This window comes from Paenibacillus humicus NBRC 102415 (assembly GCF_004000905.1).
Taxonomy (GTDB): Bacteria; Bacillota; Bacilli; order Paenibacillales; family Paenibacillaceae; genus Paenibacillus_O; species Paenibacillus_O humicus.
The window spans coordinates 15,162-29,339 of the sequence record NZ_BIMD01000029.1 but is presented as its reverse complement, the minus strand read 5'-3'; the positions used below and the strand labels follow the sequence as shown (position 1 = coordinate 29,339).

Annotated in this window: 12 protein-coding genes; 6 read left to right on the top strand and 6 right to left on the bottom strand. The window is 60.7% G+C overall.

Features of this window, described 5'->3' with window-relative positions; all coding sequences use genetic code 11:
• Positions 1–89 precede the first annotated feature (89 nt).
• The 4 genes from PHU01S_RS16710 to PHU01S_RS16695 all read right to left on the bottom strand — a co-directional run bounded on the left by PHU01S_RS16710 (position 90) and on the right by PHU01S_RS16695 (position 4,046).
• Positions 90–1,166, bottom strand: coding sequence for an ABC transporter substrate-binding protein (locus PHU01S_RS16710; RefSeq protein WP_076358807.1), 1,077 nt, complete (start codon positions 1,164–1,166; stop codon positions 90–92).
• Complete coding sequence (locus tag PHU01S_RS16705) at positions 1,163–1,948, bottom strand: ABC transporter permease (protein ID WP_076358877.1); 786 nt, start codon at positions 1,946–1,948, stop codon at positions 1,163–1,165. Before PHU01S_RS16705 ends, PHU01S_RS16710 begins: the two co-directional genes overlap by 4 nt.
• Positions 1,949–2,010: 62 nt before the next feature.
• Entirely contained in the window at positions 2,011–2,811 is an 801-nt protein-coding gene (locus PHU01S_RS16700; protein WP_127508646.1) for an ABC transporter permease, read from the bottom strand.
• A complete protein-coding gene (locus PHU01S_RS16695; protein WP_127508643.1) occupies positions 2,811–4,046 on the bottom strand; it encodes an ABC transporter ATP-binding protein in 1,236 nt (411 codons plus the stop codon). The genes PHU01S_RS16700 and PHU01S_RS16695 overlap by 1 nt, the downstream gene beginning before the upstream one ends.
• A gap of 379 nt (positions 4,047–4,425) precedes the next feature.
• Here PHU01S_RS16695 and PHU01S_RS16690 point away from each other — a divergent pair, with 379 nt between their 5' ends.
• Positions 4,426–6,318 (top strand): C40 family peptidase, encoded by a 1,893-nt coding sequence (locus PHU01S_RS16690; protein ID WP_164763093.1) that lies wholly within the window; start codon positions 4,426–4,428, stop codon positions 6,316–6,318.
• 207 nt (positions 6,319–6,525) lie between these two features.
• Positions 6,526–7,884, top strand: a complete 1,359-nt coding sequence (locus PHU01S_RS16685) for a hypothetical protein (protein ID WP_127508638.1) — start codon at positions 6,526–6,528, stop codon at positions 7,882–7,884.
• Between the two features lie 13 nt (positions 7,885–7,897).
• Here PHU01S_RS16685 and PHU01S_RS16680 read toward each other — a convergent pair whose 3' ends face one another.
• Positions 7,898–8,440: a hypothetical protein gene (locus tag PHU01S_RS16680; RefSeq protein WP_127508635.1), complete on the bottom strand. Its 543-nt coding sequence runs from the start codon at positions 8,438–8,440 to the stop codon at positions 7,898–7,900.
• Between the two features lie 187 nt (positions 8,441–8,627).
• On the opposite strand from PHU01S_RS16680, the gene PHU01S_RS16675 reads away from it, so the two are divergent.
• Positions 8,628–9,599 (top strand): aldo/keto reductase, encoded by a 972-nt coding sequence (locus PHU01S_RS16675; RefSeq protein WP_049869057.1) that lies wholly within the window; start codon positions 8,628–8,630, stop codon positions 9,597–9,599.
• 334 nt (positions 9,600–9,933) lie between these two features.
• A complete protein-coding gene (locus PHU01S_RS16670) occupies positions 9,934–10,380 on the top strand; it encodes a DoxX family protein (RefSeq protein ID WP_049869056.1) in 447 nt (148 codons plus the stop codon).
• A 307-nt stretch (positions 10,381–10,687) separates the two neighbouring features.
• Here PHU01S_RS16670 and PHU01S_RS16665 read toward each other — a convergent pair whose 3' ends face one another.
• On the bottom strand, positions 10,688–12,127 hold the full coding sequence (locus PHU01S_RS16665) for an MDR family MFS transporter (RefSeq protein ID WP_048747038.1): 1,440 nt from the start codon (positions 12,125–12,127) through the stop codon (positions 10,688–10,690).
• A gap of 256 nt (positions 12,128–12,383) precedes the next feature.
• Between PHU01S_RS16665 and PHU01S_RS16660 the strand changes: the two genes are divergently transcribed.
• Together PHU01S_RS16660 and PHU01S_RS16655 are read left to right on the top strand one after the other, a co-directional pair.
• A complete protein-coding gene (locus PHU01S_RS16660) occupies positions 12,384–13,001 on the top strand; it encodes a TetR/AcrR family transcriptional regulator (RefSeq protein WP_048747034.1) in 618 nt (205 codons plus the stop codon).
• A 248-nt stretch (positions 13,002–13,249) separates the two neighbouring features.
• Positions 13,250–13,900, top strand: a complete 651-nt coding sequence (locus tag PHU01S_RS16655) for a hypothetical protein (protein WP_049869055.1) — start codon at positions 13,250–13,252, stop codon at positions 13,898–13,900.
• Positions 13,901–14,178 lie beyond the last annotated feature (278 nt).

The following is a 14,178-nucleotide window of genomic DNA, read 5'->3' as shown; positions in this document are numbered from 1 at the left end:
AGGAGGAAAGAACAAAAAAACCTGTTCCGGCACGCCTGGAAGCCATGCGCGGGAACAGGTTTTTATTTGACGGATGCCCGGAACGCCCTTTACTTTCGGTGCATCTTGAACTCCAGGAACAGCTCGTTGTAATGCGAGAGCATGCGCTTGCCGAGGTTGTCGTACACCTCGAGCCGGCCCGTCAGCTCCTCCGGCGGATAGAAGCGCTCGTCCGAGGAGATTTCCTCGGGCAGGAGCGGAATCGCGTCCTTGTTCGGCGTGGAGTAGCCGACGTACTCGGCGTTCTGGGCGGCATTGGCCGGATCGAGCATGAAGTTCATGAACTTGTAGGCTCCGTCGAGATTGCGTGCCGTCCTCGGAATGACCATGTTGTCGAACCAGACGTTGGAGCCTTCCTTCGGAATGACGTAGTCGAGCTTGTCGTTCTCGTCCATGATTTCCGACGCATCGCCCGACCAGACGACTCCGGCGGCCGCTTCCTCGTTCGCGAGCAGCATCTTGATCTCGTCGCCGACGATCGCCTTCACGTTCGGCGTCAGCTTCTGCAGCTTGCGCAGCGCTTCCTGCAGATGCTCCTCCTTGCGGTCGTTGAGCGAATAGCCGAGGCTGTTGAGGCCGAAGCCCATCACCTCGCGCGCGCCGTCGACGAGCAGCAGGTTGTTCTTGAGGCGCGGATCCCACAGGTCGTCCCAGCTGTCGAACACGAGATCCTTGGGCGTCAGCTCCGGATTGTAGATGATGCCCACCGTTCCCCAGAAATAAGGGATGGAATAGTGGTTGTCCTTGTCGAAGCTTAGATTCAGGAAACGAGAATCGATATGCTTGAGATTGGGCAGCCGATCGTGGTCGATCGGCAGCAGCAGGTTCTCCTGCTTCATCTTGTCGATGGCGTACTCGGACGGGACCGCGACGTCGAACGTCGTGCCGCCCTGCTGCACCTTCGTCATCATCGCCTCGTTGGAGTCGAACGTCTGGTAGATGACGGTGATGCCTGTTTCCTTCTGGAATTTGGTCAGCAGGTCGGGATCGATGTAATCGCCCCAGTTGTAGATGGTCAGCGTATTGGACCCGGAATATCCCTGGCTGGAATTGAGGTAGGAAGCCAGGTACATGCAGCCGAGAGAGGCGACCAGAATGGCGGCGAAAGCCTGGATCAAGCCCTTCATCGCGATTCCCCCTCTCCCGCTCCGGCCATGACGCCGCCGCGCGACGCCGAGCCGGCTCTCGCCCCGCTCCGCCGGGTGATGAAGTAATACCCCGTGACGAGCAGGATCGTGAACAGGAAGATGAGCGTCGACAAGGCGTTGATCGACAGCGAGATGCCTTGGCGCGCCCTCGAGTAGATCTCGACCGAGAGCGTGGAGAAGCCGTTGCCGGTGACGAAGAACGTCACCGCGAAGTCGTCCAGCGAGTAGGTCAGCGCCATGAAGAAGCCGGCGAAGATGCCCGGACGGATGAACGGCAGCACGACGCCCGTAAGCACCTGCCAGCGGCTCGCGCCGAGATCGCGTGCGGCATCGATGAGCGTCGGGCTCATCTCCTGCAGCTTGGGCAGCACCATGAGCACGACGATCGGGACGCTGAAGGCGATATGCGACAGCAGCACGCTGAAGAAGCCGAGCCGGATGCCGATCATCGTGAACAGGATGAGGAACGAGGCGCCGATGATGACGTCGGGACTTACGATCAGCACGTTGTTGAAGCTGAGCAGCGTGTTCTTGTTCCGCCGCCGTCGCACCTCATAGATGGCGAGCGCGCCGACGATGCCGAGCACCGTCGACAGAAGGCCGGACAGCAGGGCGATGACGAGCGTGTTCAGCACGATGATCAGCAGCCGGGTATCGGCGAACACTTCCTTGTACCAATCCAGCGTGAACCCTTCGTAGCCGTGCATCGTGCCGCCGCTGTTGAAGGAGTAGAACGTCAGATAGAAGATCGGCGCGTACATGACCGCGAAGACCGCGATCAGATACAGATTGGACCATGGCCATTTTCTGGTGGCATTCACTTCTACCTTCTCACCTCCCGTTTACCGGCTGCGAACATGATCAGCACCATGACGATAATCAAAAACACCGCGATCGTGGAGCCCATGCCCCAGTCCTGCGTGACGAGAAAATGCTGCTCGATGGCCGTGCCGAGCGTAATGACGCGGTTGCCGGCGACAAGCCGCGTGATCATGAACAGCGACAGCGCCGGGATGAACACGGCCTGGCAGCCGGCCTTGACGCCGTCCAGCGTCAGCGGGAACACGACCCGGCGGAACGTCGTCCACGGCGATGCGCCGAGATCCCTCGCCGCGAACACGAGAGACGGATTCAGCTCTTCGAGCGAATTGAAGATCGGCAGGATCATGAACGGAATGAAGATGTAGACCGAGACGAACACGAAGCTGAAATCGGTGAACAGAATTTGCTGCGCCCCGATGCCGAGCCACTCCAGCGACCGGTTGACGGCGCCGTACGTCCCGAAGATGCCCAGGAAGGCGTACACCTTGAGCAGCAGATTGATCCAGGTCGGCAAGATGATGAGCAGCAGCCACAGCTGCTTGTGCTTCGTCCGCGTCAGCAGCCAGGCGGCCGGGTAGGCGATCAGCAGCGAGAACAGCGTGATCAGGAACGCGTACCAGAACGAGCTCAGCGTCATCTTGAGGTAGACCGGCGTGAAGAAGCGGACGTAGTTGTCCAGCGTGAACGCTCCGTCGACATCGAAGAAGGACTTGTACAGCGTCAGCGCGATCGGCGCCGCCACGAACAGCAGAATCCACAGGACATAGGGAACGAGGAAGAAGTTGCGGTTGCGGACGGCCACTAGCTGTTCCCTCCGGGCCTGCCCGTCTCGATGGAAGCCGGCTCAGGCGCTCCCGAGCCCGGCTCGGCTCCTCCTCCGGCCGCGCCCGCGGCATCCGTGCCGCCGGCAGCTCCGCCCGCTTCGGCCGACTCGCGCGTCCCGTCCGCGTCCTCGTACCCCTCCAGACGCCTGTCGAAGTCAGCCTCCGACTCTCCGAACCTCATGACGTGGATCGCCTCCGGCTCGAAATCAAGCCCGATGATCTCTCCGACGATCGCCTTGCGGGTCGAATGGACCATCCACTCGTTGCCGATGTCGTCGCGGCAGATGATCTCGTAATGCACCCCGCGGAACAGCTGGGTCTCGACGACGGCGCGCAGCTGGCCCTCGTCCGCCGGCTTCATCTCCAGATCCTCCGGACGCAGCACGACCTCGACCGGCTCTCCCCGGCGCAGGCCGCGGTCGACGCAGGTGAAGGCCTGTCCCGCGAACTCCACCTTGTAGTCCTCCAGCATGCGTCCCGGCACGATGTTGGATTCCCCGATGAAGTCGGCGACGAACCGGTTGATCGGCTCGTCGTAGATATCCGTCGGCGTGCCGCTCTGCTCGATGATCCCCTTGTTCAGGACAAAAATCTCGTCGGACATCGCCAGTGCTTCCTCCTGGTCATGCGTGACGAAGATGAACGTGATGCCGAGCCGCCGCTGCAGCTCGCGCAGCTCGTACTGCATCTCGTAGCGCAGCTTGAGGTCGAGCGCCGAGAGCGGCTCGTCGAGCAGCAGCACCTGCGGCTCGTTGACGATGGCGCGGGCGATCGCCACCCGCTGCCGCTGGCCGCCGGACATCTCCCGGATCTCGCGCTTGTCGTACCCCTCCAGGTTGACGAAGCGGAGAGCTTCCTTCACCTTGCGCTCGATCTCCGCTCCCTTGAGCTTGCGGATGCGCAGCCCGAAGGCGACGTTGTCGTAAACGTTGAGATGCGGGAACAGCGCATAGTCCTGAAAGACCGTATTGACCTGCCGCTTGTTGGCCGGGACCGAGTTGATGCTCTTGCCGTCCATGAGAATCTCCCCGGCCGTCGGCTCCATGAATCCGGCGATCAGCCGGAGAATGGTCGTCTTGCCGCAGCCTGACGGCCCCAGCAGCGTGTAGAACTTGCCCCGCTCGATGTCGAAGCTGACATCCTTCAGCACGGGAACGTCGTCATCGTACTGCTTGGTCACCCCGCGGAACGAGATGACCTTCGAATCGTTCATCGATGCTCCTCCTCTCCTGCGGCCTGAGCCGCGCCCGCCGGCGAATATCCGGTCCGCCGACGATCTTTATGCCTCATTATACCTGATTGCGCCCCTATTGGAATCATTCGGCGCTGCGGCGATCGGCAAAAAATTACGGTTCGAAAGACCCACAAAATACCTTCAATTCTTCCTGGCTGAGCCGTTGGGCCTTGGTTCCGATCCTTATCCTTCCATTTTCACGGATAATAAAGGCCTCAATATCTCGATAACTGGATATCGTTGTATATATGTCTTGCGCCCTAGGTCCGATTATCTTCAATCGCTATCCTGTTATAATACGGAAGGATTTGACGAAATTCGTCCTACATACACCAAGATTCAGTCAGGAGTGAGCCTATTGAGGCGAATCATTTGGACAGGTACGGCCATTGCCATGCTTGCAGCAGGGGGAGGGGCCGCTTACGCGGTTCCGGGCACGGCATCCTATGAATCGGGAGCAAAAGCAGGACAAGAGACATCTCCCGTTGCCAGCGGGCAGGGACTGCGGTCTCAGCAGCCGGGCCATGAGGAACCGGAGACCCGGGGCACAGCCTATGCGGACGGAACCGCAGCCAAGGCTTCCGCAGGCATGCTCGGCGGCTCGCAGACGCCCGCAGTCTCGGCGGCGTCAGGCGCGGGCGGAAGCGCAGCTTCGGCTGCACAGGGAACGCAAGCAGGCGGCAGCTCCGCTCCGGCGGCGCAGGGAACGCAAGCGGGCGGCAGCCCGCAGGCGGCATCGGCAGCAGGAAGCGCTGACCGCCAGCAAGCTGCGGGAGCAATCGCCGATTACGCCTTGGATCAGCTCGGCACTCCCTATGCCTACGGCGGCGCGTCGCCAACGGGCTTCGACGCCTCAGGCTTCCTCTACTACGTCTACCGCTACTCGCCCGCGGCCTTGAACTTGCCGCGCACGATCGCGGAGCAGTTCAAGCAGGGAGCCGACGTAGGCGGACAAAGCCTGCTTCTGCCGGGCGACGCCGTCTTTTTCCGCAGCGGCTCCGCGATTACTTTCGCCGGCATCTATACCGGCAACCGCGAGTTCGCCGCCGCCACGGTGGATGGAGTCAAGCTGTCGAGCCTCACTTCGGCATACTGGCAGGAGCGCTACGCCGGCGCCCGCCGCATGACCGGGACGGGCACGGGCAGCGCTTCCTCCGGCTCATCCGGCAGCGGCAGCGGCTCCGAGAGCGGCCTGACCGCTCCGGACAGCCCTTCCGGCACGCTGGCCGGCACGGCCTATTTCAGCGGCATATCGAAGTATTTGGCGGCGGCGAAGCCTGTGCTGCCGCCATCCGCCTACAACCGCCTCGAGGAGAAAGCCGAGCTTGGCCTGCAGCAGTATGAGCACGGCTTGTACGCCGACATGCTGGAGAGCCACCAGGAAGTGGCCGATCTGATCGAAGCTCTGCCCGCCGCCGCCCGGACCGCGATCGGGATCAAAGGCAGCGAGATCTACGGCTCTACCCTTCCGGCCGGCCTTTACGACATCAGCGCCGCGGGGGGGCTGAACCTGCATCCGGAGAGCGGATATAAAGTCACCTTGATGCAGCAGGCCGCCGCCGAGCAGCTGTGGACGCAGGTAAAAGCCATGTATCCGAAAGCCTATCTGTCCCTCATCAGGCAGTTCCGGCTGGAAATCAAGCGGGGAGCCGTCTCCCGGACGGAAACGATCGGCAAAGCCCAGGTCCGGCTCGTTCTCGATCCTTCCGACCTGACGCCGGGAGCCAAGGAGCGCACCCGCTGGGCGCTCGCCCATGAGCTCGGACGCCTGGTCACCCAGCAAGGTCCCGGCGGCTCCGAGCTGGACCATCTGGGTTCGCCGTCCGCGGCTGCGGACGGAGCGGGCGGAATCATCGGCTCGGCATATGGAGGTCCCGCTCCGGGAAGCGGCCAATGGGCTTATTTCCGCAAGGACTCGCTGATGACCCGGTACTACAGCAAATTCTGGACGCCGGAAGTCGTGCGGGATGCGCGGGCCGGCAAGCCCATGACCGCCATCTACACGAAGCTGTTCTTCCGCGAGGCCAGCGCCTATCAGGCGGGAGAGGACATCGCCGACGCCTGGGCCGCGTTCATTCTGTACGACAAGCCGATCAAGCCCGTCGACCGGCGCGACGAGAAGGTGCTGTTCTTCTATTCCAGTCCCGAGCTCGCCGCCGTCCGCTCCGAAGCCCGCAAAGGCATGGCTTTGGCCAAATCCTATCCCAAAACGACCACCTTCGCCGACCTCATCGGTCCGCGGACCTGGTAGAACCGAGGGCAGTCCGGAATATCCGGGCCGCCTTCTTTTGCGTATCCGCCCGATTTCACGTCCGGATCCGGTGAAATCACCGAATGTCCCATTCCATGACCGGCTTGAAAACATATGTAAATAGAGAAGAAGAAGCGGCTGCTCGGCAGCCGCTCCTTGAAATGACCGGCTGCCAGATCCCATCCAAAGGAGTGACATCAAACGGGTATGAAACTGTCGGATGCCGTCATGAACCTGCTCGCCCGCCACGGAATCCGTCATCTGTTCCATGACCGGTCCGCCGCTTCGCCGGAGAAGACATCCTTACTCGCCGCTGCGGCCCGCTCCGGCATCGCCGCCGAAGGATTGCCGGATCTCGCCTTGGCCGAGGCTGCGGCCGAAGGCTGTTCGGCTGCAGCCGGCCGGCCTGCGGCCGTCATCGGGACAAGCGGGCCGCAAGGCGGCTGCACTGCGCTGTTATTGCTCTTATACAGCGAGAAGGAAGGATTTCCTGCCCTGCCGTCGGGCAGGCTTGCTGCCGACGGAGCGACGCCTCCGTTCCATTCGGAGGACGCCGCCTCTTTCGACGCTGTTGCGGGCGCTGCAGACCTGTACGCCAAGATCGGCAAAGCCCTCTTTTTAGCTGACCGCGCCCGCTCTCTCCGGGCATCGTTCCGCTTGACCGGAATCACTCTGGAGCAAAACGCCGATTCCCTTCCGCTGCAGCCGTTCAAGGAATCGGAGGCCTACTGGGAGCTGCTCGCCTCGGAGCCCCCGATTCGGGATTCCGACCTCGACGGCTTGATCGACAGCCTGCGCGTATCTAAACGTCCGCTCCTCGCTGTCGGGGCGGGGGTCCGCCTCTCCGGCGCCGCCGCAGAGCTCCGGGAATTGCTTGAGCTGACCGGAATTCCCGCCGCAGCAAGCCTGGGAGGCCTGGACTCGCTGCCCTCCGGCTCGCCGCTCCATCTCGGCCTCGCGGACGGTTCCCGTCCATCCAAGCCGGATTTGGTGCTGGCGCTCGGATGCACCTCCGCCTTCTGCGGCTGCCTGCGCGGCACGGGAGCCAGGGTTATCCGCGTGAATTACGAGAGCTGCCGGTACGGGAGCCCTGAAGGCTCGCCGGATTTCAACAGCGATCCCCGGCTGTTCCTGACCGCGCTATGCTCGCGGCTGCGGGCGATCGGATTTTCCCGCTCCCCAAAAGCGACCCGCCGCAAGCTCCCGGCTTCCGGGAGTCCTCTTCCGGCTGTTCTGCTTCCGGATGCTTTGCTGATCGCACGCCCGGACCTCCCCGGTCTGAGGAAGCTTTTGAATCGATCGCCTCTTCGTCCCGGCCAGCGGCTCATTTCCATTGCCGGCGGTCCGGAAAGGACGGCTGCAGCCGCATACGGAGCGATGATCGCAAGGCCGGATCGGGCAGCAGCGCTCATGGCGGACAGCCGCAGCCTGTCCGCCATTCCATCCGAGCTGCTGAAGCGGCTCGCTCCCGCCGGTTCGGAGCCTATGCCGAGTCCATTGCCTGGCAGCCGCATCCTGCTGCTCCCGCTTCGGAAGCCTGCGGCTTCCGGCCCGTCTGTGATATAATTCAGCCGCAAGCTCAGCGGCCTTCAAGTCCCTTCACGACGGATTCCAGATTTTCCTTGGACACTCCGTTCAGCTCCGGGAAGCCTTGACGCTCCAGGCTCACCGTCTTTCCAGCCTGAATCGGGTATACGCCCTTCAGCAAGCCGAGCACCTGATAGCCGTCCTGTCCTTCCAGCTTCTTGAGGAAGATCAGGTAGTCCGGCCCGGATGCCCAGGCTCCTGGATACCGCTCGTTGGCCTCCGTCTGCGAAGGCGGCGGCAACGGCTCGATGCCGGTCGTTATGATTCGGACCGTGCTGCTGGACGGGCATTTGAGCATCCGCTCCACGGTGAACGGCTGGACAAAATTAACCAGCCTCCCATGAGGAGCCGTGCGGTCGGTCAGAACCATCCGGTCGCTGTCCGAGAAGCGGCCGACGGCGATGCAGTCGGCTTGCTTGGCAAGCTGGGATGCGCTGACGACCGTCGTATCGTCCACGACATCCTTGTCGAGACGGAACGGAGCGGCTGCGGCCCCGGCGACGGCAATAGCAGCCAGCAGCAGCACGGACGCCATTGCCGGCGATATCCGTCTTTTACCGGAGGGTGATCTTCTCTTCCAGGCTTTCATCGTTTGCTGCACCTCGATTCACTCGGATTGCCAATATAGCCGGCCTAGCGCTAGTATGGATTGGAAGCGTTGGAATATTCGCGGCATCGGCCCGGCCCGGGCCGTCCATCACCAGTCAAGGAGGAATATAACCATGGAATACCGCAAGCTGGGCGCCAGCGGGCTGCGCGTGTCGGCCATCGGTCTCGGCACGAACGCCTTCGGAAAAAGAGCCGATGAAGAGACCAGCATCTCGATCCTGCACAGCGCCTTCAGCCACGGCATCAATTTCATCGACACCGCCAACATCTACGCCGGCACCGAAAGCGAGCGGATCATCGGCAAAGCCATTCAGGGCCGAAGAGCCGACATCGTTCTGACGACGAAAGCCGGGCTTCCGAGGGGCGAAGGACCGAACAGCCGCGGAGCGTCCCGCAGCCATCTCATGACGGAGCTGGAAGGAAGCCTGCGCAGGCTCGGAACGGACTATGTCGATCTTTACCAGATCCATACGTTCGATCCCGAGACCCCGCTGGAGGAAACGCTCCGCACGCTCGATGACATGGTCCGCTCCGGCAAGGTGCGGTACATCGGCGCCTCCAATTATCAGGCCTGGGAGCTCATGAAAGCGCTCGGAATCAGCGATCGTCTCGGCCTGAGCCGCTATGCCTCGATTCAGACGAGCTACTCGCTTGCCGACCGTACGCCCGAGATCGAGCTGGTGCCTTTATGTCTGGATCAAGGCCTCGGCCTGATTCCCTACTTCCCGCTCGCAGGCGGAATCCTTACCGGCAAATATGCAGCTGGAGCCGACGCCCCGGCAGGCTCCCGGCTGGAGACGGATCCGGCGTTCGGCCGCTTCATGAAGGGCGATTATATCGGCCTCGGCCAAGACGTATCCGAGCTGGCCGAGGAAGCCGGATGCGAGCCCGCGGCCCTGTCGATGCGCTGGCTGCTGGACAAGCCGGCCGTGGCGAGCGTCATCGCCGGCGCCACAAGCGCCAGGCAGCTGGAGGCGAACCTCCGCAGCCTCGAGCTTGCTCTGGAGCCGTCCATCAAGGACGAGCTTGAGCGGATCAGCCGCCCGTTCCGCTACGGCGAGCCCTTTGCGAGCTACCGGTTGTAGAGAGGCGGCCAGCCGGCAGGCCTCATGCCTTCCCTCCCGATCATGAACCCCCTGGTTGCGCTATGGTTCAATGTGACGGTTTGGCAGCGCGGCCGTGCCGGATGCCGATGGGCTAGACAACTGGGCGCTCTATCCGGATAATCGGCTTCCGCGGAACCATGTCCGGCCTCTTGCGGCGATCGCCTCTTTGGCGGCCTTTATCCTGGATTTCCGCAAGCTTTCTTGATGTTTGGGTTTGAAGCGCATCCTTTCCATTCCATGTTCCCGAGTGCTTCAAAGGGCATGGTTGGCGTGTATGAATGCACAGACCTATGAAAGCTTAAAGGAGATTCCTATGCCCTCTCCATCCCTGTCCAAAGCCCATCGCACGACATGGCCTCGTCTGGTCGGCCTCATCCTGTTCGCCATTCTCATGATTTCAGCCTGCTTGTACCATTTGCGCGAGCCGGAAGGCTTCGCCTCGATGCTGCCCGGCTGGGTCCCGCTGCGGGTCCCGATCATTTACGCGACGGCCGTGCTGGAAGCGGCCATTGCCGTGCTGCTTCTCCTTCCGGCTGCGCGCGGCTGGACTGGAAGGGTTGCAGCGCTGTATTTGATCCTCATTTTTCCTGCCAATATATATGCGGCGGCCCAAGGAATTCCGTTTCCCGGAACCGAGCACACCTCCCCTGCGGCTCTCTGGCTCCGGCTGGCGTTTCAACCGCTGCTGGTCTGGTGGGTGCTCTGGTGCTCGCGTTACCCGTTTCCCGGCAGCTCCCGGACCGCTCCTCGCCCGGAATAGCTTCCCGAAAAGAAACGGCGCTGCAGGAAACAAGCGGCGCTGCATGGGCGGTTTATGAATCAAGCGGCGCATGGGAGGTTTAAGACAAGCGGTGCATGGGCGGTTTATGAATCAAGCGGTGCTGCTTGGAGACTCAAGCATGGCATGAACGCTTCTGGAACAAGGTTCCGGGCTCGACCTTCGTTGGTTTGAAATACAGAACGCCCTCCGGCCATGCCGGAGGGCGTTCTGCTTTTTGTAGAAAGAATCAGGCAAGAGCAAGTGTGCCATGGCGATTAGCCGTTGAAGACATCAGCCCACGTCTCTTTCAGTGGCCGCCCATCATCATTTGCGGTTCCGGACTCCGTTCGCTTCCGTCCGCGCCTTTCTGAGGCTTCGGCTTATTCAGCAGGAATCCGACGAGAACGCCGAGCACGGCGACCCAGATCAGAATCGCGAAGGTATCGCCATAAGAAGCTGTCAGCAGCTTATGGGGATCCTGGCCGAGCTGCGGCGAATAATGCTTGATGCGGCTCGTCACGTAAGTGGACAATCCGGCGATGGCCAGCGACGAGATGACCTGCTGAAGCGCGGCCGTCAGCGAGGTGACGCGTCCGACCAGATGAGCCGGAGCCGATTGGATGATATGCGTGTTGAGCGGCATCATGGAGATGCCCATGCCGGCGCCAAGAAGGACCAGCGGCAGGATCATGCCCGATACGCCGGTGTCGACGGTAATGCGGGAGAACAGGAAGGCTGCGCCCGTAATCAGGGTCAGCCCGCTGATGACGAGCGGACGAGCGCCGATGCGGTCGTACAGCCTGCCTCCGATCGGCATGAAGAGGCCCGCCGCCAGCGCTTGCGGCAGCAAGACGAGGCCGGTTTCCAGAGGCGTATAGTTTTTCCCGGTTTGGAGGAACAGCGGAATCATGAAGATCGTGCCGAAGAGCGCGATCTGGGAAATCCACTGGACGATGACGCCCCGAGAGAAGTTGGCGGATTTGAACACCCGCAGCTCAAGCAGCGGATTGCGTCGACGAAGCTCGACGATAATGAAGATAATCAGCGATACGCCACCGACAACAAGGCCGGTAATCGTTCGCGCAGAGCCCCAGTCGGTGCCGCCTTCGGATACGCCATAGGCGAGACCGGCGAAGGCAAGAGGGCCGAAAATCATGCCTTTGATATCAAGCTCCGGAACGCTCTGCCGATCGATGGCAGGCAGCGTGCGCAGGCCGAGCAGGACGGCGACGACGCCGATCGGCAGGTTGATGAGGAAGATCCAGTGCCAGGATACGTCCTGAACGAGCCAGCCGGCAACGACCGGGCCGAGCGCCGGAGCGAGCAGCATCGGAATGCCGATCATGCCCATTACGGCTCCGACCTTGCCTGGAGGAGCGATTCGGTAGGTGAACGCCATGGCGATCGGCGCAACCATGCCGCCGCCGAGCCCTTGCAGCACGCGGTAAATGATCAGCTGATCCACAGTCGTCGCCAAGGCGCAGAGGCCCGAGCCGACCGTGAACAAGATGACGGAGACGAGAAAGATCGTTTTGGCCCCGAAACGGTCGGACAGCCAGCCGGCGAGCGGAATGACGGCTGCCTGGGCAAGCGCGTAGCCGGTTACCGTCCACTGGACCAGAGTCAGCGAGGTGACGCCGAAATCTTGCTGCAGCTGGGGCAGCGCCACGTTCATCGCCGTCCCGTCCAAAATGACCATGAACATGCCGATGATGATGGCGACCAGCGGCACCATGATGGCGCGCATGGATACTTCCGCTGCTGCGGAAGGTGAGGCTTGAGGTTGGCTCGACACCGGTTTCCCACTCCTTGTTTCCACGGTTTCCGTGGTTTCTCTTTGTCGCGTTCATTGACCGTCTGCCAGCAAAAAGATACAATATGGACACTGAGCAACGATGCCCCGACTGACAGCGGACAATTGTCCGCTAATGAACGTATTGACTATAGCGGACAATTGTCCGGGTGTCAATACGGCTATTTTGCTATAGAAAGATGTGACGTTCATGTCTTCGATTTATAAGCGCAAGGAGTCCCAGGAACTCAGCGAGTCGATTCTAGAAACGGCCCGCGCCTTGTTCGCCGAGCACGGCGTCGACGCCGTGAGCATGCATCAGATCGCCAAGACGGCCGGTGTCGGCCAAGGCACGCTTTACCGCCGCTTTTCACAGAAGGGCGAGCTGTGCATGGAGCTGATGGAAGATTATTTCAACGGGCTTCAGGAAGACGTCCAACGGTCTCTAACCGAAAACGCTTCCTTGGCGGTGAAAGAGAGAGCGACGCTCGTCATCCGCGAGCTTGTGCTGAATCTGATGAACAATATCCAGCTGATGGAAACGATCTACGCCGCCATTTTCGCCGGACGCAGATGCGAGAAGGAAATGTCGACCTTTTTCGACTCTCCTCCTTACCAATTCCTGTTCGGCACGGTGCAGGGACTGCTCCAGGAGGCCGTAGATACCGGCGCTGCCGCAGCGGGAGTCTGTCCGCCCATCAACGCCCATCTGCTCATATCGACGCTCGCCCCCCAATCGCTGAACCATCTTCGCGACCAGACCGGCTATACGCCGGAGGAGCTTGCCGGGGTTATCAACCGGACCATCGTCCATCCCCTGTTTGTCTGACGCGGATGAGCCGGTTGTTGTCCTGCCAGAATGAGCCGGCAGCAAGGATGATTCGTCTGCAAGGATGATTCGGCAGCAAGCAAGGGCTTGCATCTTTAGCACTTCATTTTCACCCCCATATTGTCAGCCGGTCATGAAGAACATGCCGCCATTGGTCCGCAGCTTTGCTGCGGCCAGGGCGGCTTTTTTTCTGCCCGTTGGATGGGTTGCATCATACCTGGTTAACCAATCTAAAGGGAGTGATAGCTATGCAATCTTTATTCGAGACGGAATACGAGGCTTGGCTGAGCAAGAACATCCAGGAAGAAGAAAACCCGCGCAGGAGAGAGCGTCTCGAAGTCGGTCTCGGACATGGTACGGTTGAATTCCTCCGAACGGTCTGGTTTCCTTCCGTCGGCCACTTTGAACATTTGTATCCCGAGTGGGAAGTGAGAGATTTTGCCAACGGCTATCGGTACCTGGATCTGGCCTATAGACCCGGAAACGCCAAAGGCGGCATAGAAATCCAAGGTTACGGACCTCATGCAAGGGATTTGGACGTTAGACGCTTCAAGGATCTCTGCCGACGTCACTGCCTGCTGGCATTGGACGGGTGGATATTCCTGCCGATAGCCTACCCGTCCATTGTGGACGAGCCCAAGCAATGCCAGCAGCTGATTTTGGCTTTTATCGGCAAATTCGTAAGCACGGATCTGTCGGCTTCCCTTACGGCAGCCGAGGCCGAGGCTCTCCGCTATGCAAGGCGGATTCTGCGCCCATTCAGTCCGCTGGAGTTTGCAGCCCATATCAAGGTCAGCGACAGGCACGCCAGGCGGATTCTCGGAAAACTGGCCTCGCTTCAGCTGTTGAGAGCGGCAAGCGGCACAAAACGCATACGGTCCTATCAAATTTGGCTTTAAGGGAATTTGAGCGAGATGTATATTGAGCTGGTTAACGAGCCCATGCTCGTACGCTTTACGGTCGATGGTTCATGGTGGGGATTATCGTGCTGATTAACTAATTCATGCTCATGTTCATCAAGGCTGATGGTCATAACGGGTTTGTTTTGCGGGTTAACTACCTTAATGCCAGTACGTTTCATGTCGATGTTTCATGGCGGGGATGATCTTGTTGGCCAACTAACTCATCCATTGCGCTTCAATGTCGCAGGTTCGTGGTTGTTTTGCTGGTTAACTAC

What these genes read in the sequence shown, in the direction of transcription:
- PHU01S_RS16670 (WP_049869056.1), top strand. Translation starts at nt 9,934, where the DNA reads ATGCCCTCTCCATCCCTGTCCAAAGCCCATCGCACGACATGGCCTCGT.
- PHU01S_RS16665 (WP_048747038.1), bottom strand. Translation starts at nt 12,127, where the DNA reads ATGCGCGCCATCATGGTGCCGCTGGTCGCCATCATCATCGGCATGTTC.
- PHU01S_RS16710 (WP_076358807.1), bottom strand. Translation starts at nt 1,166, where the DNA reads ATGAAGGGCTTGATCCAGGCTTTCGCCGCCATTCTGGTCGCCTCTCTC.
- PHU01S_RS16685 (WP_127508638.1), top strand. Translation starts at nt 6,526, where the DNA reads ATGAAACTGTCGGATGCCGTCATGAACCTGCTCGCCCGCCACGGAATC.
- PHU01S_RS16680 (WP_127508635.1), bottom strand. Translation starts at nt 8,440, where the DNA reads ATGGCGTCCGTGCTGCTGCTGGCTGCTATTGCCGTCGCCGGGGCCGCA.
- PHU01S_RS16660 (WP_048747034.1), top strand. Translation starts at nt 12,384, where the DNA reads ATGTCTTCGATTTATAAGCGCAAGGAGTCCCAGGAACTCAGCGAGTCG.
- PHU01S_RS16675 (WP_049869057.1), top strand. Translation starts at nt 8,628, where the DNA reads ATGGAATACCGCAAGCTGGGCGCCAGCGGGCTGCGCGTGTCGGCCATC.
- PHU01S_RS16655 (WP_049869055.1), top strand. Translation starts at nt 13,250, where the DNA reads ATGCAATCTTTATTCGAGACGGAATACGAGGCTTGGCTGAGCAAGAAC.
- PHU01S_RS16705 (WP_076358877.1), bottom strand. Translation starts at nt 1,948, where the DNA reads ATGTACGCGCCGATCTTCTATCTGACGTTCTACTCCTTCAACAGCGGC.
- PHU01S_RS16695 (WP_127508643.1), bottom strand. Translation starts at nt 4,046, where the DNA reads ATGAACGATTCGAAGGTCATCTCGTTCCGCGGGGTGACCAAGCAGTAC.